The sequence below is a fragment of the Streptomyces canus genome (assembly GCF_041435015.1).
Taxonomy (GTDB): Bacteria; Actinomycetota; Actinomycetes; order Streptomycetales; family Streptomycetaceae; genus Streptomyces; species Streptomyces canus_G.
Genome location: NZ_CP107989.1, coordinates 630,139 through 651,373 on the forward strand (window position 1 = coordinate 630,139; position 21,235 = coordinate 651,373).

The 21,235-nt window shown below is 68.4% G+C and carries 17 protein-coding genes and 3 pseudogenes; 13 read left to right on the plus strand and 7 right to left on the minus strand.

All coding sequences use genetic code 11. The features are described 5' to 3' along the window. Positions 1-74: 74 nt before the first annotated feature. Entirely contained in the window at positions 75-686 is a 612-nt protein-coding gene (locus tag OG841_RS03055; protein WP_060897116.1) for an NADPH-dependent F420 reductase, read from the minus strand. A gap of 184 nt (positions 687-870) precedes the next feature. On the opposite strand from OG841_RS03055, the gene OG841_RS03060 reads away from it, so the two are divergent. The 4 genes from OG841_RS03060 to OG841_RS03075 all read left to right on the plus strand — a co-directional run bounded on the left by OG841_RS03060 (position 871) and on the right by OG841_RS03075 (position 4,930). Beyond that, positions 871-1,344 (plus strand): MarR family winged helix-turn-helix transcriptional regulator, encoded by a 474-nt coding sequence (locus OG841_RS03060; RefSeq protein WP_057582258.1) that lies wholly within the window; start codon positions 871-873, stop codon positions 1,342-1,344. A gap of 277 nt (positions 1,345-1,621) precedes the next feature. Beyond that, a complete protein-coding gene (locus OG841_RS03065) occupies positions 1,622-2,293 on the plus strand; it encodes a recombinase family protein (protein WP_371563184.1) in 672 nt (223 codons plus the stop codon). A 509-nt stretch (positions 2,294-2,802) separates the two neighbouring features. Beyond that, positions 2,803-4,179, plus strand: coding sequence for an IS1380 family transposase (locus tag OG841_RS03070; protein WP_266697342.1), 1,377 nt, complete (start codon positions 2,803-2,805; stop codon positions 4,177-4,179). Positions 4,180-4,552: 373 nt separating this feature from the next. Then, positions 4,553-4,930 carry an ArsR/SmtB family transcription factor gene (locus OG841_RS03075; protein ID WP_059209934.1) on the plus strand — a complete coding sequence of 126 codons (378 nt, stop codon included), beginning with the start codon at positions 4,553-4,555 and terminating at the stop codon, positions 4,928-4,930. A gap of 406 nt (positions 4,931-5,336) precedes the next feature. Here the strand turns inward: OG841_RS03075 and arsB are convergent, their stop codons facing one another. After that, the gene (gene arsB / locus OG841_RS03080; protein ID WP_328642904.1) at positions 5,337-6,446 is read right to left on the minus strand and encodes an ACR3 family arsenite efflux transporter; all 1,110 of its coding nucleotides are present in this window, start codon (positions 6,444-6,446) and stop codon (positions 5,337-5,339) included. Continuing rightward, positions 6,443-6,751, minus strand: a complete 309-nt coding sequence (locus tag OG841_RS03085) for an ArsR/SmtB family transcription factor (protein ID WP_328642903.1) — start codon at positions 6,749-6,751, stop codon at positions 6,443-6,445. The genes arsB and OG841_RS03085 overlap by 4 nt, the downstream gene beginning before the upstream one ends. 91 nt (positions 6,752-6,842) lie before the next feature. On the opposite strand from OG841_RS03085, the gene OG841_RS03090 reads away from it, so the two are divergent. From OG841_RS03090 to OG841_RS03100, 3 genes and pseudogenes are all read left to right on the plus strand, one after another. Further along, the gene (locus OG841_RS03090) at positions 6,843-7,256 is read left to right on the plus strand and encodes an arsenate reductase ArsC (RefSeq protein ID WP_371563189.1); all 414 of its coding nucleotides are present in this window, start codon (positions 6,843-6,845) and stop codon (positions 7,254-7,256) included. A gap of 32 nt (positions 7,257-7,288) precedes the next feature. Beyond that, positions 7,289-7,597, plus strand: a pseudogene (locus OG841_RS03095) (NAD(P)/FAD-dependent oxidoreductase); the annotation flags it as partial. Between the two features lie 364 nt (positions 7,598-7,961). Continuing rightward, on the plus strand, positions 7,962-8,639 hold the full coding sequence (locus tag OG841_RS03100; protein WP_328642901.1) for an SDR family NAD(P)-dependent oxidoreductase: 678 nt from the start codon (positions 7,962-7,964) through the stop codon (positions 8,637-8,639). A 70-nt stretch (positions 8,640-8,709) separates the two neighbouring features. On the opposite strand, the pseudogene OG841_RS03105 reads toward OG841_RS03100, so the two are convergent. Next, positions 8,710-8,970 (minus strand): annotated as a pseudogene (locus OG841_RS03105) (acetoacetate--CoA ligase); the annotation flags it as partial. On the opposite strand from OG841_RS03105, the pseudogene OG841_RS03110 reads away from it, so the two are divergent. From OG841_RS03110 to OG841_RS03125, 4 genes and pseudogenes are all read left to right on the plus strand, one after another. Further along, a pseudogene (locus OG841_RS03110) lies at positions 8,932-9,318 on the plus strand (TetR/AcrR family transcriptional regulator); the annotation flags it as partial. The pseudogenes OG841_RS03105 and OG841_RS03110 sit on opposite strands and share 39 nt — an antisense overlap. 170 nt (positions 9,319-9,488) lie before the next feature. Continuing rightward, positions 9,489-12,212, plus strand: a complete 2,724-nt coding sequence (locus OG841_RS03115) for a glycoside hydrolase family 48 protein (protein WP_371563192.1) — start codon at positions 9,489-9,491, stop codon at positions 12,210-12,212. 261 nt (positions 12,213-12,473) lie between these two features. Continuing rightward, complete coding sequence (locus OG841_RS03120; RefSeq protein WP_266555541.1) at positions 12,474-13,496, plus strand: LacI family DNA-binding transcriptional regulator; 1,023 nt, start codon at positions 12,474-12,476, stop codon at positions 13,494-13,496. Between the two features lie 226 nt (positions 13,497-13,722). After that, positions 13,723-14,853 carry a GH12 family glycosyl hydrolase domain-containing protein gene (locus OG841_RS03125; protein ID WP_371563196.1) on the plus strand — a complete coding sequence of 377 codons (1,131 nt, stop codon included), beginning with the start codon at positions 13,723-13,725 and terminating at the stop codon, positions 14,851-14,853. Positions 14,854-15,236: 383 nt separating this feature from the next. Here OG841_RS03125 and OG841_RS03130 read toward each other — a convergent pair whose 3' ends face one another. Then, positions 15,237-15,941 carry a DUF4097 family beta strand repeat-containing protein gene (locus OG841_RS03130; RefSeq protein ID WP_328642898.1) on the minus strand — a complete coding sequence of 235 codons (705 nt, stop codon included), beginning with the start codon at positions 15,939-15,941 and terminating at the stop codon, positions 15,237-15,239. 397 nt (positions 15,942-16,338) lie between these two features. Here OG841_RS03130 and OG841_RS03135 point away from each other — a divergent pair, with 397 nt between their 5' ends. Both OG841_RS03135 and OG841_RS03140 read left to right on the plus strand, forming a co-directional pair. Next, on the plus strand, positions 16,339-16,566 hold the full coding sequence (locus tag OG841_RS03135) for a hypothetical protein (RefSeq protein WP_371563200.1): 228 nt from the start codon (positions 16,339-16,341) through the stop codon (positions 16,564-16,566). Beyond that, complete coding sequence (locus OG841_RS03140) at positions 16,515-18,131, plus strand: macro domain-containing protein (RefSeq protein WP_371563203.1); 1,617 nt, start codon at positions 16,515-16,517, stop codon at positions 18,129-18,131. Before OG841_RS03135 ends, OG841_RS03140 begins: the two co-directional genes overlap by 52 nt. Positions 18,132-18,300: 169 nt before the next feature. Here the strand turns inward: OG841_RS03140 and OG841_RS03145 are convergent, their stop codons facing one another. Together OG841_RS03145 and OG841_RS03150 are read right to left on the minus strand one after the other, a co-directional pair. Continuing rightward, positions 18,301-19,260 carry an expansin EXLX1 family cellulose-binding protein gene (locus OG841_RS03145; protein WP_328642896.1) on the minus strand — a complete coding sequence of 320 codons (960 nt, stop codon included), beginning with the start codon at positions 19,258-19,260 and terminating at the stop codon, positions 18,301-18,303. Between the two features lie 148 nt (positions 19,261-19,408). Beyond that, positions 19,409-21,214: an alpha-L-fucosidase gene (locus OG841_RS03150; RefSeq protein ID WP_328642895.1), complete on the minus strand. Its 1,806-nt coding sequence runs from the start codon at positions 21,212-21,214 to the stop codon at positions 19,409-19,411. Positions 21,215-21,235 lie beyond the last annotated feature (21 nt).

A 21,235-nucleotide genomic window follows, 5' to 3' on the forward strand; every position in this document is an offset into this window, starting at 1 on the left:
GTGACGGCAGACGCTGAGGCGGGACGGCTCGTCGGCGCCGGCCGCACCGCCTGTGGAAGGCGGAATGCGGCCGATCAGGTGAGGGGCTGTTCGGTGAAGTTCCTGAGCACCAGTACGCCGGGAACCTCGATGAGGCGTCCGCCTTCGTCGATCCTGCCGAGTTCCACCGGCGACAGGCCGAGCGTGCGGGCGAGCTCGGCGATCTGGGAGCTGGCCTCCCCGGAGTCGCTGGAGACGAAGACCACGCGCTTGCCCTGGCCGGAGGGCACTTCGGCGGCGAGCGTCTGGGCGGGAAGGTGGTTGAAGCCCTTCACGATCTGGGCGCCGGGCAGGACCTCGGCCGCGTACTGCGAGGAGAGCCGACCCTTGAGGATGTCGCCCGCGTTGGGCGCGTAGTGCGCGTTGGTGGTGTCGACGACGATCTTCCCGTTCCAGTCGGGCAGGGCGTTGCCGAACGTCTCGACTGCGCCGAACGGGATGGCCATGAAGATGACGTCGCTCGCCAGTGCCTCGGTGAGCGTCACGGCCCGGACCGTGGAACCCCAGGAGGCGGCGAGTTCGCTGATCGAGCCCGGTCCGCGGGTGTTGGCGATGCTGACCTCGACTCCGGCCCGGGCGAAGACGCGCGCCAGCGCCGAACCGATGTTTCCGGTGCCCACGATGGCGTAGCGGGTGTCTGCAGACATGAGTGCTCCCTGTTCCAGTAATTGCTGAAGGCTGTCGAGGCTGCAGAGCAGCTTCGTCGTCCGGCCTGTCGTCGCCGCGTTTCTGTAGGCGGCTCCGACCTCCGCAAGTCCATTTGGTTGAGGTGTTAACCAAACCGTACGACGGACTGGTTAACATGTCAACCAAAGCGGTAGGATGGGCTTCATGGACGAACCGCGATGGCTGGACGAGCGTGAACAGCGGGCTTGGCGCAGCCTCATGAAGATGCAGGCCGGCCTGTCCGAATACATCGAGCGGCAGCTGCGCACCCACAGCGGGCTGTCCACCGCCGACTACCAGGTGCTGGCGCACCTGTCTGAGGCGCCCGAGGGACGCCTGCGGTCGTTCGCACTCGGAGATGCGCTGCAATGGGAGAAGAGCCGTCTGTCGCAGCATCTGACCCGCATGCAGAACCGCAACCTCATCCGCCGCGAGCGATGCGCGACCGACCAGCGAGGGGCCGTCGTGGTCATCACCGAACAGGGCCGCACCCTCGTCGAGGCAGCCGCCCCGCTCCACCTGGCTGACGTGCGCAATGTGCTGATCGACCACGTGACCCCTGCGCAGATGGACCTGCTGATCGAATTGGGAGACCAGGTGGAGGCGCAACTCGCCGAGATCGATCAGAAACCGGGATGACCCCTTGCGTCCCCGCCGGGCTGCCGCCGACCGTGCCGTCAGAGTCTCGCCCGGGGTGCTGATGAGGGCCCGGCATCGCACCAACCGCCCTTACTGCGACACTCCCATCCAACAGAGAAGACGATGCGGGTCGACGAGCCTCGCCTTCAAAAAACGAACGTTTTCTGAAGATCGCCATTTCAAGATCGAAAAGAACCGAGAGCCCTTCAAAAACCCCTTCAAAAACTTCAGTGCTTCAAGAACCCCGAACCACCGTTTTCTGACATGATCCGGGGTCATGAGTGACCCCCTGGAGCCGTCCGGCCATCCCGAATTCCTCGTCGCCGAGCCGCTCGTCCGCACCGAGATCAAGATCGGGTACGCGAGGGTGTCGAGCGGCGGGCAGAAGCTCGACCGGCAGATCGATGCCCTCACCTCTGCCGGATGCCGGAAGATCTTCTCGGACAAGAAGTCCGGCAAGAACGCGCTCCGCCCGGAGCTGAAGGCGTGCCACGCCTTCCTCGATGCCGGCGACACCCTCGTGGTCCCCTCGCTCGACCGCTGCGGCCGCAGCCTCCAGGACCTCATCAACATGGTCGCCGAACTCCGGACGCGCGGGATCGGCTTCACCTCGCTGCACGAGAACCTCGACACCACCACCCCCGGCGGCCGACTCGTCTTCCACGTCTTCGCCGCTCTGGCGGAGTTCATCCGCGAACTCATCGTCCAGGGCACTCGCGAGGGCCTGGCCGCTGCCCGCGCCCGCGGCCGGGTCGGCGGGCGCCCCACCGTCGCTACCGAGGAAGTCATCCGCGCCGCCCGCGACCTGCTGCCCGACCCCGGCCGCTCCATCACCTCGATCGCCAAAATGCTGGGCATCTCCCCGGGCACCCTCTACAACCACATCCCCGACCTCCAAGACCTGCGCGCCTCCGCCGTCCCCCACCAGCTCGACGCTGCGGAACGGTGACCCCACGTGCCGATCCGTCCCTAGGACCGCGAGCGTTGTCCCGCCGACTGGCCGGACATCTCCAACGCCATCAAGGAACGCGCCGGCTGGCGGTCCGAGTGTGAAGGCGAGTGCGGACGCGGCAGTCACCCGGCCGGTGTCCCAACCGGCACGGACAGCCCGTGTACGGCACCGGTTCGCGGGTCATCCTGACGACGAGAGCGCGCACCTCGACTACACGCCGGAGAACTGTAACCCGGCCAACCTCAAAGCCATGCCAGGGCTGCCACCTGCACTACGACTGTAACCACCACGCCCGCATCCGGGCCCAGACCCGGCATACCGCGCTCGAAACGGCGGGCAGCTGACGTTTGAGTTGTAGGCGAACGCAGCAACATCAAGTGCTTAGCCTCGCGCTTTCACGTGGCAGGGCGTCCGGTAGGTGATCAGAAACGCGGAGAGTGCTCCTGACCTGCAACGATGGGACTTGTCTAGGGTCCAGGTCGTCGCGTGAAAGAAGCACTCTCCAGGTGAAGAAGCGTATCGGGTCCTACCCGTGTGTCCGTACCGAAGGTGGTGGTCGCGGGGTGGTCTCCCAGGCCGGCGGTGTGCTGCTGGTGGAGACGATCCGCAAGACTGGCCTGGACAGGGCGATATCGGCGGCGTTGGCGCCGTGGCGCAAGTCGCGGGCGGTGCATGATCCGGGCAAGGTCCTGCTGGATGTGGCGCTGGCGGTCGCGCTGGGCGGGGACTGCCTGGCAGATGTGGGCATGCTTCGGGCCGAGCCAGCCGTGTTCGGGCCGGTCGCCTCCGACCCGACAGTCTCCCGCCTGATCGACACCCTTGCCGCCTCGGGCGAGAAGGCACTGACCGCAATCCGCACAGCCCGGTCCGAAGTCCGTTGCCGGGTCTGGAAGTTGGCCCGCGACGGGGCTCCGGACGCTGGTGGGCAGGTGACCGTGGATCTGGACGGAGTGCTGGTCATCGCCCACTCGGACAAGCAGGACGCCGCCCCGACCTGGAAGAAGACCTACGGTCACCACCCGCTGATGGGTTTCGTCGATCACGGCTCCGGTGGCACCGGTGAACCTGTCGCGTCCCTTCTCAGGGCGGGCAACGCGGGCTCGAACACGGCCGCCGACCACATCGAGGCCGCCCGCCTCGCCCTCGCTCAGCTGCCCACGAAGTACCGGCGGGGGCGACAGACCTTGATCCGCTGCGATTCCGCGGGCGGCACCCACGAGTTCGTCGCCTGGATCGCCCAGCGCGGGCGCTGGCTGTCCTACTCGGTCGGCATGGTGATCACCGAAGCCATTCACCAGCACGTCCTGAAGATCCCGGCATCGGCATGGACGCCGGCCGTCGAGACCGGCGGCGAGGTCCGCGACGGGGCCTGGGTCGCCGAGCTCACCGGCGACCTGCTTGAGGGCTGGCCGAAGGGCATGCGGCTGATCGTCCGCAAGGAACGGCCGCATCCCGGGGCCCAGTTGAGGATCACCGATGCGGACGGCATGCGGATCACCTGCTTTGCTACCAACACCGCCGGCCGTCCCATCGCCGAACTCGAGCTCCGTCACCGGCTGCGGGCCCGGGCCGAGGACCGTATCCGAGCTGCCCGCGCGACGGGCCTGCGCAATCTGCCCCTGCACGACACCGCGCAGAACAAGGTGTGGCTGGAGATCGTCCAGATCGCACTCGACCTGCTGGCCTGGATGCCCATGCTCGCCCTGACCGGCCAGACCCGTCTCTGGGAACCCCGCCGCCTCCGCTTCCGCCTGTTCTCCGCAGCCGCCCAGCTCGTCACCACCGGCCGGCGCCGCATCCTCCGCCTCGCGGCCCACTGGCCCTGGACCAACGAGATCACAGACGCCCTCGCACGGCTCACACTCCTGCCGAACCCCGGCTGACCAGCAGCTTCCCTACCCCTGCGAGTAGCACCACCCCACCCGGAGCAGTGGAACCCGGCGCCCACCCGACGCGACACTCGGGCCCACGGCCTGCCCGCAATCAGCCACCGAAAGCGAAACGGTCCACCGACTCCCTCGCGGACCGTCAAGAAAGATCGAGGTTAGCGTTACTGGCTGTTCCGCTAGTCCCCAAGGCCGATCTACGGCGTCAAAGCCCTCTGGCGAACCAGCCTGTACGCCCCCCTGACTCGGCGGCGCCTCGCTCCCCGCCCGGGACGCCGACCGCGTCACGCGGCGACTGGCGCACCGCCATCCCCGGCGCTGACCAGGCTGACCCTCGCCCGCTTGGTTCGATGTGTGTCAACATAGACGCATGTCGAATGCCAAGGTGCTGCCGCTGATAGAGCCCGCCGACGGCCAGGCCGTGGCGCCGTGCTGCCCGCCGCTGACCGAGCGACCGTTCAGCGCGGAGGAGGCCGAGGTGGCGGCGCGGATGTTCAAGGCGCTCGGCGACCCGGTCCGATTGCGGCTGTTCTCCGCGGTCGCCTCCCACGAGGGCGGCGAGGCATGCGTGTGCGACATCTCCGACGTCGGCGTCTCCCAGCCGACCGTCTCCCACCACCTGAAGAAGCTCAAGGAGGCCGGGCTGCTCACCTCCGAGCGGCGCGGGACCTGGGTCTACTACCGGGTCGAGCCGAGCGTGCTCGCCGCGATGGGGCAGCTGCTGACCAACGCGTCGGCTGTCGCCTGACCCAAGGCCCGGCGAACCGCAGAGTGGTCATCGGGGTGCGGGCTGGGTGACACGCCACAGGCGCCACGGCAGTTCGCCCTCCTCGACGGCCTGGACCGGGCGTCAAGGCCGGACTGGCCGCCCTCGACGATCACCACCTGCGTGCGCCGGTCTCTCGTCATGAGGTACGGACCGACCATGTGCGCTGTCTGCGGGCAGCACGCCGGGTAGGCGCGGTGAGCCGTCGCGCACGTGCCGCACAGCAGCCGCCACACCGGTGGCTCGGTGGCGGGCGGGAGACAGGCTTCGTAGAGGTCAGGAACTGCTCGGAACTCTCGGAGTGGACGGGGCAGAGCACGGCCCCGCACTGGCACAGACACCGACCGCGGCAACCTGCGCCCGAGCCCGGAGCAGTCCAGACAGTGCGTCAGCTCTCCTGCGATACGGCCGTCAGCTGCCGTCCGGCGCTGAATTTGCGCCGCCAGGCCAGGGAGACGTACACGAGTGCGACCAGGACCGGTACCTCGATGAGCGGGCCGACCACACCCGACAGGGCCTGACCGGAGGTGACGCCGAAGGTGGCGATGGCGACCGCGATGGCCAGCTCGAAGTTGTTGCCGGCCGCGGTGAAGGCGAGCGTGGCAGTGCGGTCGTAGGCCAGGCCGATGGCCTTGCCGAGAGCGAAGGTGCCGAACCACATCACCGCGAAGTACACCAGCAGCGGCAGCGCGATCCGGACCACGTCCAGCGGCTGGGAGGTGATCGTCTTCCCTTGCAGTGCGAAAAGGATGACGATCGTGAAGAGCAGGCCGTAAAGCGCCCACGGGCCGATCTTCGGAAGGAAGCCCGTCTCGTACTTCTCCCGGCCGAGCTTCCGCTCGCCGACGCGGCGGGTCAGGAAGCCGGCCAGCAGCGGGACGCCGAGGAAGATGACGACGTTCAGAGCGATCTTCCACATGGAGATGTCCAGGTGCTCGCCGTCGCCAAGGCCCAGCCAGCCGGGCAGCAGGTCGAGGTAGAACCAGCCGAGCAGGCCGAACGCCAAGACCTGGAACACCGAGTTCAGCGCCACGAGGACGGCTGCCGCCTCGCGGTCGCCGCAGGCCAGGTCGTTCCAGATGATGACCATGGCGATGCAGCGGGCGAGGCCGACGATGATCAGGCCGGTGCGGTACTCGGGCAGGTCGGGAAGGAAGATCCAGGCGAGCGCGAACATGACGGCCGGTCCGACGAGCCAGTTGATGACCAGAGAGGAGATCATGAGCGGCTTGTCGCCGGTGACGGCGTCCAGCTTGTCGTAGCGGACCTTGGCCAGGACCGGATACATCATGATCAGCAGGCCGACGGCGATCGGGAGCGAGATGCCGCCGATCTCGACCTTGGCCAAGGCATCGTTCAGACCGGGGATGAGCCTGCCCAGGCCGAGGCCGAGGGCCATGGCGAGAAGGATCCAGACGGCGAGGAAACGGTCGAGCGTCGAGAGCTTCGCGACGGCCGAGGACTCTTCGGTGGTCGCGAGGGATTCAGTGCGGGTCACGGGCAGGCCCTCTTGTTGCCGACGGCATTGCGAGCGGACTCGGCCAGGTCGGCGAACTGACCGGCGAGCTGGGCGATGACGTCCGGGCGGAGCGTGTAGTAGGTGTACCGGCCGCACGGCTCTGTCTCCACGACCCCGGCCTCGCGCAGCACTCTCAGGTGGTTGGAGAGGTTGGTCTGCTTCGCACCGGTCTCCTCGATCAGGTGTGTGGAACAGAGCGTCTCCCGGGCGAGCAGGGTGACGATCTGGAGACGGAGCGGGTCGGCGAGGACTCGCATCAGATCAGTGTCGACTGACGTCATCATGGACTGATACTTTCACATCAGTGGAGACTGACACCATCGTGTGCTGAATTCATTGACTACTGATATCGCCGCGAGACAAGAGGGACCTCTGATGTCCGACAAGCCGTCCGTGCTGTTCGTCTGCGTCCACAACGCCGGTCGTTCCCAGATGGCCGCGGCGTGGCTGACCCACCTGGCCGGAGGCCGCGTGGAGGTCCGTTCCGCCGGCTCCGATCCGGGCGCGGGCGTGAACCCGGCCGCCGTCGAAGCCATGGCCGAGGTCGGCATCGACATCTCCGCCGAGGTCCCGAAGATACTTACGGTCGACGCGGTGAAGGAGTCGGACGTCTGCATCACCATGGGCTGCGGCGACACCTGCCCGGTCTTCCCCGGCAAGCGGTACCTGGACTGGCAGTTGGAGGACCCGGCCGGCCAGGGTGTCGAGGCCGTCCGCCCGATCCGCGACGAGATCAAGGCACTGGTCGAGGGCCTGATCAAGGAGATCGCGCCGGAATCCCAGGCGTGAGCACGAGCACGGACGTACGCAAGGTCATCGTCATGGGCTCCGGCCCCGCCGGATACACCGCGGCCCTCCACACCGCCGGGCCGAGCCGAAGCCGCACGTCTTCGGCGGCGCGATCTTCGTCGGCGGCTCGCTGACCACCACGCAGACTTTCCCGAGGGCATCGACGGCCCGGACCTGATGATCAACATGGACGCCCCCGGGCCGAGAGGTCCGGCGCCGCCCACCGCGCCAGAACGGTGATCGTGACCACCGGCTCCGACTACCGCAAGCTCGATCCGCCGAACGAGGAGGAGCTGTCCGGACGGGGCGTGTCGTGGTGCGCCGCCGGCGACCGGTTCTTCCCGCCCCCGCGGCCGGGTCATCGTCGTCACCCGCTGCACCCGTAGCACCACCCCCTCCCGGGCTGGTTCACCACCCTGGCCTGCACTCATGCGCGTAGGGGATCACGGGCGCTGCCGGGTTCATCGGGTCCCATGCCGTCGAGCTACTTCCGGCGAATGCGAACGAAGCGTGGTGTTCGACATGCCGGGGAAGGCGCCGGTGACGCCCGCAACCGCAGATGCCCGCCAGGCCAGCAATCGGATTGACCTATCCACTTTCGTGCTAGCCTGACTTCAGCGAGCTGGATAGGTCTATCCGTTTTCTATCCGGATAGGGCTATCCGGATCTTGCCGTTTCCCTACCGCGCCTTTCGAAAGGATCGCTGTGACCAGCATCGCCATCATCGGAGCCGGCCCTCAGATGGGCATGGCCATCGCCCGCACCTTCGGCTCCCAGGGCTTCGACGTCGCCTTGATCTCCCGCAACCGTGAGAAGCTCGACGACCTCGTCGCCGCGCTCAGCGCCGAGGGCATCACCGCCGCCGCGTTCCCCGCGGACGTCCTCGACCATGCCGCGCTCGCCCAGGCGCTCAAGGACGCCGCCGCCAGGTTCGGCGGCATCGACGTCCTGGAGTACTCCCCGCTCGCCATGGAATCCACCGTGCTGGCCACTCCGGCCGAGAGCGACCCCTCCCACATCCAGCACGAGATCGAAGTCCAGCTGTACGGGGCCATGGCCGCGACCAAGGCAGTGCTGCCCGCGATGCGCGAGGCCGGCGCGGGCACCCTGCTCTACACCACCGGTGCCGGCTCTCTCGACCCGCTGCCGATGGTCGGCAACGTCAACGCCGCCGCCGCGGCGCTGCGCAACTGGGTCGTCAACCTGCACAAGGAACTGGACGGCACCGGCATCCAGGCCGCCCACATCGCCATCGACGTGGCGCTCGGCGGCGCCTCCATCGACCCCGCGCTCAAGGCGGCCACGCCCGAGGCCGTCTCCTCCGCCTACTGGGACCTGCACGCCACCAGGCGTGACCAGGCCGAGATCGTCTACAGGGGCTGAGGCGGCGTCCGGCTCCCGCGCCGCCCTCTGGTCGCGCCGCGGCGTTCGCGGCCGGCGGCGTCCTGAACGATCAATGTGCCGGATCAGGCGAGGAGCCGCGGTGTTCGGCGCCCAGGCGGGCGTAGTGCTCGAGCAGGTCAGGGGCGTCCACGACCGCCGGGTTGACGACCTGCTCGACCGGGGCCCCCTGGAGCAGGCGCTTCACCGGGACTTCGAGCTTCTTGCCCGTGCGGGTGTGCGGGACTCCCGGCACCTCAAGGATCTCGTCGGGCACGTGGCGCGGTGAGGCGCCGGTGCGGATGGCGTCGCGGATCTTCTCGCGGAGGGCGTCGGCTTCCGGCTCAGCGCCCGGATGGCCGACTCGCACCCGGAGCTGATGCAGGTCCTGCGCCGTCGAGGCCTCGGACACCTCCACTCGGACAACGGTCTGGTCCGGCGGGCACTGCGTGACCTCCACGTCGGCATGGCCTCCGGCCGCTTCACCGCCCTCGACCCCGCGGTCGCCCTGTCCGCACTGGGCGGAACCCTGCTGTCCCTGGTGGAGCTGCGGTTCGCCCGGCCCGACCTGGACGGTGACGAGTCCGCGGCGACCCTGGCCGAGATGGTCCTGCGCATGCTGGGCGTGCCGCCCGACGACGCCCGCGAGGTCGCCCGACGACCCCTTCCTGACGCGGCATGACCGACCCCTGCCCGCTCACACCCTGCGCGGGCTGAGCGGGCTCCCCCGCCGGATCACCACCGCACCAGGCCTCGAGGCCCAATCCCGTCCCTCAGGATCCGCGATCGGCCGCTGCCCCAGCCTTGGTCGTGCAGGGGGCTGCATCGTTGGTGGCCTCCCGGTGTGTGCGAGTGGTTCGTCATCTCCACCGCCCATGCCGTCTTCGCTACGCGGGCAACCAGAAGCTCTCCAACGGGTGGAACGGCACCTGGTCCCAGGCCGGCCAGACCGTCACGGTCAAGAACGCCTCGTACAACGGCACCATCGCCGCGGGCTCCGCCGTCTCCACGGGCGCGCAGTTCAGCTACAGCGGTACCAACGCCGCTCCGACCAGCTTCGCGATCAACGGCACCAGCTGCACGGGCGCCCACCAGCCGCCGATCACCGTACTGACCAGCCCGGTCGCCGGCGCGACGTACTCGCGCGGTGACGCGGTACCGCTCGCGGCGACGGCCGCCGCCGCGGACAGCGCAAGCATCAGCAAGGTGGAGTTCTACGACGACACCACGCTGCTCGGCACCGACACGAGCGCGCCCTACTCGCTCTCCGTCTCTGGTTTGACCGTGGGCAGTCATTCCCTGCTGGCCAAGGCGTACGACAGCCTGGGCGCGTCCGCGGAATCCACTCCGGTCGGCATCACGGTCGCCTCGGGTCCCGCGGTCGTCGCCTCGACCACCCAACTCGCCGTCCAGCAGGGCAAGACGGCGACTTACGAGGTCAAACTCTCGACCCAGCCGTCGGCCGACGTGACCGTGACGACCGCCCGCACCGGCGGCAACACGGGACTGTCCGTGACCGGCGGGGCCTCGCTCACCTTCACCCCGTCCAACTGGAACACCGCGCAGAAGGTGACCGTCACGGCGGACTCCTCCAACACGGGCGCGGCGACCTTCGACTCGACCGCCGCCGGGCACGGCAAGGCCTCGGTGACGGTCACCCAGATAGCGGCGACGGGCACCTACAACGCCCGCTTCCTGGATCTGTACGGCAAGATCACCAACCCGGCGAACGGCTACTTCTCCCCCGAGGGCATCCCCTACCACTCGGTCGAGACGCTGATCGTCGAGGCGCCGGACCACGGCCACGAGACCACCTCGGAGGCGTACAGCTACCTCCTGTGGCTCCAGGCCATGTACGGCAAGGTGACCGGCGACTGGTCCAAGTTCAACGGCGCCTGGGACATCATGGAGAAGTACATGATCCCCACCCACGCCGACCAGCCCACCAACTCCTTCTACAACGCCTCCAAGCCGGCCACCTACGGGCCCGAGGAAGACACGCCGAACCAGTATCCGACGGCACTCGACCCGTCCGTTCCGGTCGGTTCCGACCCGCTCGCCGGCGAGCTGAAATCGACCTACAGCACGGACGACGTCTACGGCATGCACTGGATCCAGGACGTCGACAACATCTACGGGTACGGCAACACGCCGGGCGGCAAGTGCGAGGCCGGCCCGACGGCCACCGGACCGTCGTACCTCAACACCTTCCAGCGCGGACCGCAGGAATCGGTATGGGAGACGGTGCCGCAGCCGACCTGCGACGCCTTCAAGTACGGTGGCAAGAACGGCTACCTGGACCTGTTCACCGGGGACAAGTCGTACGCCAAGCAATGGAAGTACACCACCGCGCCGGACGCCGACGCACGCGCGGTGCAGGCCGCCTACTGGGCGGACCTGTGGGCGAAGCAGCAGGGCAAGGGCTCGGCCGTGTCGGGCACGGTCGCCAAGGCGGCCAAGATGGGCGACTACCTGCGCTACGCCATGTACGACAAGTACTTCAAGAAGATCGGCAACTGTGTCGGGCCGTCCACCTGCGCGGCCGGCACCGGCAAGGACGCCTCGATGTACCTGCTGTCCTGGTACTACGCCTGGGGCGGCTCCACCGACACCAGCGGGGGTTGGGCCTGGCGGATCGGGTCCAGCTACGCCCACAGCGGCTACCAGAACCCGCTGGCCGCGTACGCGCTCAGCTCCTCCGCCGACCTGAAGCCGAAGTCGTCGACCGGCGCGGCCGACTGGAGCAAGTCGCTCCAGCGGCAAATGGAGTTCTACCGCTGGCTCCAGTCGGACGAGGGCGCGATCGCCGGCGGCTCGACGAACAGCTGGGCGGGCCGCTACGCGACTCCCCCGGCCGGGAAGTCGACGTTCTACGGCATGTACTACGACGAGCAGCCGGTCTACCACGACCCGCCGTCCAACCAGTGGTTCGGCTTCCAGGCCTGGTCCATGGAGCGGGTCGCCGAGTACTACCAGCAGACGGGGAACGCGCAGGCCAAGGCGGTCCTCGACAAGTGGGTCAAGTGGGCGCTGTCCAAGACCACGATCAACCCCGACGGCACCTACCAGATCCCCTCCACCCTCCAGTGGTCGGGCCAGCCCGACACCTGGAACGCGTCAAGTCCCGGCGCCAACAGCGGACTTCACGTCACCGTCGCCGACTACACCAACGACGTCGGCGTGGCCGCCGCGTACGCCAAGACCCTGAGCTACTACGCCGCCAAGTCCGGTGACACGGCGGCGAAGACGACCGCGAAGGCGCTGCTGGACGGCATGTGGACCAACTACCAGGACAGCCTGGGCATCGCTGTTCCCGAAACCCGCAGCGACTACAGCCGGTTCAACGACAGCGTCTACGTGCCGACCGGCTGGAGCGGCACGATGCCGAACGGCGACGCCATCACCTCGTCCTCGACGTTCTCCTCGATCCGGTCCTTCTACAAGAACGATCCGGCCTGGTCGAAGATCGAGGCCTACCTCAAGGGCGGCGCCGCGCCCGTGTTCACCTATCACCGGTTCTGGGCCCAGGCGGACATCGCCCTGGCCATGGGCTCGTACGCGGAACTCCTCGAGTAGCCCCCGCCGGAGCTCCGCGTACCCGACCCCGTCACCAGGCGACGGGGTCACCCGGCCGGGCGGCCCCACCCCCAGGGGCCGCCCGGCCCTCCTCCGCAAAGGGGAGGCGGTTCCGTTGCCGACCCTGCAGTGCCCCCGCTCCGTTCGGGAGCGCTCCCAACCATTGGGGGCAGGACGACCGTCCGTAACCACGCCCCTGGTGAAGTCATGTGCGCGATCCCCTCCGGCCGGTAAGATCGGTGATCTCTTGGGGGAGGTGGCATGGGCAGGCGACGCCCGGGGGCACCGACGCTGGAGGAGGTGGCCGCCCACGCGCGGGTGGGACGGGGCACGGTCTCCCGCGTCATCAACAACGCCGCGGGCGTGAAGGAGTCGACACGTCGGGCCGTGCAGCAGGCCATCGACGAACTCGGTTACGTGCCCAATCTCGCGGCCCGTTCCCTGGCCGGGCGGCGGGCCGACGCCGTCGCCCTGGTCATGACGGAGCCGGACTGGCGGCAGTTCGCGGAGCCCTTCTTCTCCGAGATCGTCACCTCGCTCGGGGACGCCCTGACCGACACCGGAATGCAGCTGATGCTGACCCTGGTCCGTTCGGACGCCGAACGGCAGCGCTTCCTGGAGTACGCGCGCGGCGGCCGGGTCGACGGCGTCCTGCTGATGTCCGTGCGCGCCGGCGATCCGCTGCCGGACATGCTCGCCGAGGCCCGGCTGCCGACGGTGCTGCTGGGGCGCCGCTCCGGCGACGAGTACGTCAGCTACGTCGACATGGACAACGTCGGCGGTGCGCGCAGCGCCGTCTCCCACCTTGTCCAGCGGGGCCGCAGGGTCATCGCCACCATCACCGGGCCGCTCGACCTGCACGCCGCCCAGTGCCGGCTGCGCGGCTACGAAGAGGCCCTGGCGCTGGCGGGCCTGAAGGTCGAGCGGACCCGCGTCGCCGAAAGCGACTTCACGGCGGAGAGCGGGCGCCGCGCCATGGCCGAGCTCCTCGAACGGCACCCGGACATCGACGGCGTCCTCGCCGCGTCGGACACCACAGCCGCGGGGGCTCTGGAGGCCGTGCGCGCGGCCGGTCGCCGGGTGCCCGAGGATGTCGCCGTGATCGGCTTCGACGACTTTCCGCTGGCGCAGCGGACCGAACCGCGGCTGACCACGGTGCGCCAGCCGATCGAGGAGGTCGGGCGGGCCATGATCCGACTGCTCCTGGAGGAGATGGAGGAGGGCGCCGTGGCCTGGCGTCACGTCATCCTCCGCACGGAGCTGGTGGTCCGCGAGTCGACCTGACGCGCCCGCAACGGTCGGGGAGAGCCCCGGAGCCGCGTGCCGTGCCTCGCACCCGCTGCCTGACCTGAGGCTCCCCAAATCGGTTCACCCAGTTCCTGCCGACAGCCTTGTCATGGACCTGAACGCTCCCTACAGTCCTGGCGAACCCAAAATTGGGAGCGCTCCCATTCACTAGGTCGTGGGAGCACTTCCCGGTTACCTCTCCCCCACCCTGAAGAGGATCCGCATGCGTCCTTCACCGCACCATGCCCGCCGCGCGCGTGGCCTGCTCGGCGCGCTGCTCACCTCGCTCGTCTCACTCGTCGCGCTGCTGACCACCGCCCCCGTCGCGCAGGCCGACACCACGATCTGCGAGACTTTCGGCACGACGACCATCCAGGGTCGCTACGTGGTTCAGAACAACCGCTGGGGCACCAGCGCCACCCAGTGCATCACCGCGAGCGACTCGGGATTCAGGATCACCCAGGCCGACGGATCCGTCCCGACGAACGGCGCTCCGAAGTCCTACCCGTCCGTCTACAACGGCTGCCACTACACCAACTGCTCTCCCGGCACCAACCTCCCCGCTCAGCTCAGCTCCATCTCGACTGCGCCCTCGGGCATCTCCTTCAATTACGTCAACAACGCGGTGTACGACGCCGCGTACGACATCTGGCTCGATCCCACGCCCCGCACCGACGGCGTGAACCGGACCGAGATCATGATCTGGTTCAACAGGGTCGGATCCGTCCAGCCCATCGGCTCCCCGGTCGGCAACGCCAACGTGGGCGGGCGCGACTGGCAGGTGTGGTCCGGCAACAACGGCTCGAACGACGTACTGTCCTTCGTCGCGCCGTCGGCGATCAGCAGCTGGAACTTCAACGTCATGGACTTCGCCCGGCAGGCCGTCTCCCGCGGACTCGCCCAGAACAGCTGGTACCTGACGAGTGTTCAGGCCGGTTTCGAACCCTGGCAGAACGGCGCCGGCCTCGCCGTGACCTCGTTCTCCTCCTCCGTCAACAAGAGTTCCTCCGGTGACCCGGGCACCCCGGGAGGCTCCACCGCCTGCAAGGTGGCGTACGGGGCGAACGCCTGGCAGGGCGGCTTCACCGCCGACGTCACCATCACCAACACCGGCACCTCCCCCGTCAGCGGCTGGAAGCTCGCGTTCACCCTCCCCTCCGGGCAGCAGATCACCAATTCCTGGAACGCGAACCTCTCCGGGTCGTCAGGAGCGGTCACGGCGAGCAACGTGAGCCACAACGGCGAGCTGGCGGCCGGCGGCCAGGCGACCTTCGGGTTCCAGGGCACCTCCAGCGGGACCTTCGCCAAGCCCTCCGCCTTCACGCTCAACGGCACCGCCTGCGCCACCGCCTGACACACACCCATCCTCCGGGGCCCGCCTGATTCCGCCTTGCCGGCGGGCGCGCCCCGGAGGCCGCGAGGTGCTCGCGTCCTGGTTGGTGACGACGAAGCCGACGTGCGCCGGCCCAGCGGGAAGCCGTTCCTTCCTGACGGGACGGTAGGGCGCCACCGCAAGGTTTGACCCGACGCACCGGCCGCGGGCGGACCGCGGCCGGTGCGTCGGCTCGGAACAGGTCCGCGTCCACCGGTGGTTCGTACCGCCGTGGCACGAAGAGAGCTGCAGCTTGGTGGTCCGAGTACCTCGCCGCCCGAGCCGAAGCTGAAGCTGTCCGAGAACGGAGTGGACGAAAGAGCAGTGACCGAAAGGCCGTGATCAGTGGCCGCTGAAGAAGGTCACTAGCCTGCCGACTCCACAGTCAAGTCACCGTTCGTTGTCGACAGATCCAAGCGGTACTTGCCCGACGGGTCGTTCTTGAACGCCACCTTCTTGTCGCCGTGGGAGTCGTTCGCTGAGATCTGGTACTTGGCGGGCGGGGCCGTGATCGTGAGGCTGCCGCTGGTCGTGCGCGCCTTGATGTTCTGTGGGGTGGCCGTCTGGATCGTCACCTCGCCGTTCGACGTCTGCGTGTCGATGTCGCCGCCCTTGGCGTCCTTGACGTTGACGTCACCGTTGGACGTGCGCAGCTTCACCGGGCCCGTCGCACTGTTCACTGCGATCTCGCCGTTGCTTGTGTGCACGTCGACCGTGCCGACATCGGTCAGTGTGAGGCTGCCGTTGGACGTGCCTCCCGTCACCGGAAGACCGGCGGGCAACTTGACGATGTATTCGACGCCGCAGTTCTTGCCGCAGCCGGAGAGCGTCAGGACGCCGTTCTCGACGCTGAAGGACGTGCCACTCGGCTTGTCACCACGGTAGTTGACCTTTCGGTGCACGGAGGTCGTTGAGATGTCCGCCGAGGCGTCCACCTTCACCCCGCCGTCCCCGCTGTCGAGACGGATCGAGGTGATGTTCTGGGGCACCTTGGCGTCGTCCTCGAAGGTCTTCTGGTCGAGGGCCGAGCACGCGGAGAGCCCGCCGACGGTGAGAGCAGCCAAAGCCACTGCTGCAAGGACGCGCGTCTGTAGGCGTCGCATGAAGTTCCCCCGTATGGAGCGAGTTGGATCGGTGATCAGTCACTGCGACTTTACGCAGCCACAGTCCCGCCCACGATGGGGAAAACCCGCCATTGCCAGGACTGGGCTGACCTTCACGGCGACCACAGCCGCCGTGAGGAGATCGCGTGACTTACCGCCGGGTTCCACCGGAAGAGGCTGTTGCGCCCGACTGCCTCGCCGAAGCCTGCCTCCTGCCCCGCCCCGCCCCGAACGAGGCCGGACGGCCCGGGACGAGCCCGGACGCAGACCGAAGGTGATCTGGTCCCTCGGCCCCGGCAGGACAGAGGAAAGAAGGGAATAGTGCACGGTCGGAATAGCCCCCTCCCGCCAGTAGAGGACCACCGTGTACCCGACCCCGCTGCCGCTCGCCGCCGACCGGGCCGCCGTCGCTCTGGACGAGCCGTTCGGGCCCGACGCCGGCCACGACCCGGACGCCCGGGCCGCCGACCTGGTGCGCGAGGCTCTCGCTCTGCTGGCCGACGACCGGCGGCAGCCAAGGCCGGGTTGCGCCCCGGCGCGGTGGACGGAATCGACGACGACGCCGCCCGACGGCTCCTGCGCTCCCTGCTGACGGTCCGGGAATCGGGCCCGTTGTCCACCGAGGCCGCCCGGGTGCTGGACGCGCTCCTGGCCGGCGAACGCCTGGCACGCGGCATCACCGATGCGACCTCGTTGCCCGCCGTCCTCGACACGCTGCCCCATGCCGCCTACCACGCCGCTGACCGTACGGTGCTGTGGCAGGGCGACATCACCACCCTCGGAGCGGACGCCGTCGTGAACGCCGCCAACAGTGCCCTGCTCGGATGCTTCAGGCCGATGCACCCGTGCATCGACAACGCCCTCCACGCCGCGGCCGGGCCCCGACTGCGCGACGACTGCCACACGATCATGTCCTTGCAGCGCCATCCGGAGCCGACCGGCACCGCCAAGATCACCCGCGGCCACCACCTGGCCGCCCGCTACGTCCTGCACACCGTCGGCCCCATCGTCGACGGCCCGGAACCAGCCCCGATGAACGAGTCCGCCTTCGACCTGGAAGCGGCCGCCGGCACGCTCCGCACCTGGCTCGGCGAGGCAGATCGTGTCCTGATCACCGCAGGGGCGGGACTCAGCGCAGCCGCCGGATACGACTACGGCGACAAAGACCGCTTCCGGGAGGACAAGGACCACTGGGTGATGACGTCCGATGTGGACGCCCTCTTCGCCCGCAACGGCTTCGACCCCGACCGGATCTTCACCCCCCAGGGCGACTACGGCCGCTACCAGTGCACGACTCCCTGCACCCCGACCACCTTCGACAGCCGCCCCCTCGTCGCCCAGCTCCTCGCCGCATACGACCCGGTCTCCGGTGCCGTCACCGGCCCTCTGCCCAGGTGCCCGAACTGCGCCGGCGAGGTCGAGATCAACGTCCGCATCGGCCCCGAGTTCGTCGACACCCCCTATCTTCCCGCGGGTCGCCGCCTCCAGGACTGGCTGGGAACCGGTGCCGACACCCGCCTCCTCATCATGGAGTTCGGCGCCGGATTCAACACCCCCGGCGTCATCCGGTGGCCGGGCGAACACCTCACCCGCCAGATCGCCCACGCACGCCTCGTGCGCGTCAACCCCACCCACCCCGAAACCCCCGACGACCTCGCCGGCCGGGCCCTGTCCATCCCCGCCGGGGCCGACCACCGGCTCGACGCCCTCACCGTGCCGCACCCGGCACCCGGCACCCGGCACCCGGCACCCGGCACCCGACCCTACGGTGGCATCATGAACGACCCGGAGAAGAACAAGGCCACGGCTCAGGCGTTCTACGACCTGATGTTCAACCAGTGCCGCCCCGCGGACGCCATCGAGCAGTACGCCGGAGACACCTACATCCAGCACAATCCACACGTCGGCGACGGCAAGCAGGCGTTCGTCGACTACTTCGAGCGCATGGCCGCCGAGTACCCGGGCAAGCGGGTGGAAGTCAAACGCGCCTTCGCCGACGGCGACCACGTGATCCTGCACTGCCACCAGACCTGGCCCGACGAGGAGTACGCCGGCATCGACATCTTCCGTTTCGACGCAGGCGGCAAGATCGTCGAACACTGGGACGCTCTCCAAGTGATCCCACCCACCTCCAAGAACGACAACACCATGTTCTGACAGAAGGGGGACAACAACCGCTGGCCTTCAAGACCTGGGTGGCAGCGGCAACGGCGCCACCCAGGCGAAGGTCGCCTCGTTTCCGGCCGGCGTCACACGGGTGGCGAGCCCGGTACAAGCTGGTTGCGGCACCGGGACGCTCCGTGGGCCTGTCACCCCGACACCGGGCTCAGTGCTGGGCGAACTGGACTCCCGTCGACTGCACGACGTCCGGCCGCAAGGCGACGCCGTTGACGGTCAGTTGTTCTCCGTAGATGTCGGTGAGTCTGATCGCCTTGCCGCACCCGCTGCCGTCGGGCGAGAGGAAGTAGTTGTAGTCGGTGCGGGCCAGTTGGCGCCAGCCGCCGCCGGTGCGGACCTCCAGCCGGGCGAGCGGGTTGCGATGGCCGATGGCCTGCACGCCGCACCAGTAGGGGCTGGATCCGACCTTGTAGCGGATCGAGATCGTCCCCACCGAGCTGGGGCTCACCAGGCTCCAGGTGACGGCGAGCCGGCCGGTCGAGACAGGAGCGAGTTCGGCGAAGGCCTGTTCGCTGAGGTCGAGCTGCCCGGGCGCGCAGGGCAGTGGGCACTCGTTGGTGATCCGGACCGTGACGGTGGCGCCGTTCGCCGCGCGGACGAACACGTATGCGCCGCAGGCCTTGGAGGTCTCGTAGTCGGTGGTGTTCATCGCCGCGATCATCATGTCGCTGCTCGGACCGTAGGAGCAGGCACCGTCCCCGACCCCGGCCTTGTAGACGGTGGCGACTCCGGGGTAGGTGACCTTGCCCCGGATCCGTCCGGCCAGGGACGACGCGGCGGGGGCCTTCCGCGGGGAGGCCGATGACGGCTTCGCCGCCGACGGGGACGCGGAGGGCTTCGGCTTCTTGGCCTTGGCCGAGGGGGACGCGGAGACCGCGGACGGAGAGGGTGTGGGGGATTTCTTCGCGGCCGGCGACGACGACGGGTCCGTCTCCTGGGAGTTGGCGACGGCCGTGGCCGCGGCCCGCCCGGCGTCCACCTCGCGGTCCGGTCGCATCGTCATGGCCAGGCAGACGAGAAGACCCGTGACGACCAACCCCGCGGTGCTGCCCACCATCAGCCGGCGTCTGCGCCTGCGCTGTCGCGCGGCCTGGCGTGTCTCTTGCATGTTCATCCGTTCGGAAGAGCGTGTCGGTCTTGCACTGCTCAGTGGCCGCGGGTGGCGAAAAGGTTGCCGCCTTTTTTCGGATCCTGTGACGACCGCGTGCTCCCACCCGGGGGTCCCTGGGTGGGAGCACGGAGGTCTGCGCGGCGGCTCAGCCGACCTTGGCCATGTTCCACTGCTGCGGGGCGCCGCCGTTGGGGGTCCACTGGATGACCTGGGTGTTGTCCGCGCCGTTGTTGGCGTTGTCCAGCGCCTTTCCGCTGTGCCGGTTGATGAGCCGGAACGCGCCGTTGCCGAGCGCGGTGACGGCCCACTGCTGCTGGTGACTGCCGTTGTCGGTCCTCTGCACCATCACCCCGCTGTCGGAGGTGCTGTTGTTGTCGTCGAGGGCCTTGCCGCTGCGGACGCAGACCAGCTTGTAGTAGCCGTGGCCCAGGTCGGTGACCGTCCACTGCTGCGGCGAGCCGCCGTTGGCGGTCCACTGGATGATCGGGCTGCCGTCGTTGCCGATGTTGCCGTTGTCGAGCGCCTTGCCGCTCTGGGCGCAGATCAGCCGGTAGACACCGCCTGCCAGGACGGCCGGCATGCCGTTGACCTCCACGCAGACCACGGAGTCGTTCGCGTTGGGCGCTGTGCTCGGGACGCTGACGTTGATCTGCCCGCCGCTGACCCAGTAGTTGAGGTTGGTGGCGGGGTTGTTCATCAGGTAGACGCGGTTGATCGTGTTGTACACCGCCGGTATCTGCAGGGTGCCGCCCGTGGGCCAGTCGAAGACGTGGGCGAAGAGCTTGCCGTTCTTCTTGGTGACCCTGCCCCAGGACGGGTCGGTGGCGAAGGGGCTGCCGCTGGTGCCGTGGATGCTGTCGCCGTGGGTGGCCATCCAGGAGCCCATGCCGTTCAGAACGGTCACGGATCCGGCGGTCACGCTGCCGTCGCCCTTGGGGCCGATGTTGAGCAGGTAGTTGCCGTCCCGCGAGACGACGGTGACCATCTCCCGGATGATGGTCTGGACCGAGCGGTACTGGTTCTCCTTCCACGAGACGTAGCCCCAGGCGTCGTTCATGGTGGCGCAGGCCTCCCACGGACGGTCCAGCGGCGCGTCGGGGATCCCGAACTCGGCGACCGCGTAGTCACCGAGACCGTGGTCCCGCTTGACGCGTTCGTTGACGATGAGGTTGGGCTTGCGGGCCATCAGCCAGTCGTAGAGATCCTTGCCGTCGGCCTGGCCCCACCATTGGTCGAGGTCGGGGGTGGAGGGGTTGCCGTACCAGTCGCCGTCGAACCACAGAACGGCCGGGTCGTAGCGGTTCAGCAGTTCCTGCAGCTGGGCCTTCATGTCGTTGATGTAGCCCGTGCGGGCGGACAGCGACGACATGTCGGAGTAGTAGTTCGGGCGGTCGATGGTCTGGGAGGGGTGGTTCCAGTCGAGGATCGAGTAGTAGAGCCCGAACTTGATGCCCCGGCTCTCGCACTCGGTCTTCAGCTGGGCCAGCAGGTCGGGCTGGAAGTTGGTGAAGTCGTGCAGGTTGTACAGCTTGGTGCCGGTGGCGTCCTTGAAGCCCGGGACGTCGGAGTCCCACATCGCGTAGCCCTCGTGATGCTTGGCAGTGATGACGAGGTACTTCATGCCCGCGTTCTGGGCCAGCTGGGCGATGGTGGCCGCGTTGAAGGCGTTCGGGTTGAAGTTCTGGGTGACCTGGCTCTGATAGCCGGCCTTGGTCCACAAAGGATTGGTGTCGGCGCTGAACGCCCACTCACCGCGCCCGAGGTAGGAGTAGGACCCGAAGTGGATGAACATGCCGAACCGGGCCTGGTACCACCAGTCCATCTTCGCGTCGACGGAGTACGCCTCGGCCGTGGCGGGCCACAAAGCCTGAGGCAGACCGAACGCCACGGTACCGCCGGCGAGGGCCGCGGCCTTGATGAGGGAACGCCTGCTGAGGGGAGCGGAGGACATCGTGCGGCTCCTGGAGGGTGA

Bases quoted from the DNA above. Each gene is read 5' to 3' on its own strand.
- OG841_RS03055 (WP_060897116.1), bottom strand. From the start codon at position 686: ATGTCTGCAGACACCCGCTACGCCATCGTGGGCACCGGAAACATCGGT.
- OG841_RS03060 (WP_057582258.1), top strand. From the start codon at position 871: ATGGACGAACCGCGATGGCTGGACGAGCGTGAACAGCGGGCTTGGCGC.
- OG841_RS03145 (WP_328642896.1), bottom strand. From the start codon at position 19,260: ATGCAAGAGACACGCCAGGCCGCGCGACAGCGCAGGCGCAGACGCCGG.
- OG841_RS03120 (WP_266555541.1), top strand. From the start codon at position 12,474: ATGGGCAGGCGACGCCCGGGGGCACCGACGCTGGAGGAGGTGGCCGCC.
- OG841_RS03090 (WP_371563189.1), top strand. From the start codon at position 6,843: ATGTCCGACAAGCCGTCCGTGCTGTTCGTCTGCGTCCACAACGCCGGT.
- OG841_RS03075 (WP_059209934.1), top strand. From the start codon at position 4,553: ATGTCGAATGCCAAGGTGCTGCCGCTGATAGAGCCCGCCGACGGCCAG.
- OG841_RS03085 (WP_328642903.1), bottom strand. From the start codon at position 6,751: ATGATGACGTCAGTCGACACTGATCTGATGCGAGTCCTCGCCGACCCG.
- OG841_RS03125 (WP_371563196.1), top strand. From the start codon at position 13,723: ATGCGTCCTTCACCGCACCATGCCCGCCGCGCGCGTGGCCTGCTCGGC.
- OG841_RS03150 (WP_328642895.1), bottom strand. From the start codon at position 21,214: ATGTCCTCCGCTCCCCTCAGCAGGCGTTCCCTCATCAAGGCCGCGGCC.
- OG841_RS03065 (WP_371563184.1), top strand. From the start codon at position 1,622: ATGAGTGACCCCCTGGAGCCGTCCGGCCATCCCGAATTCCTCGTCGCC.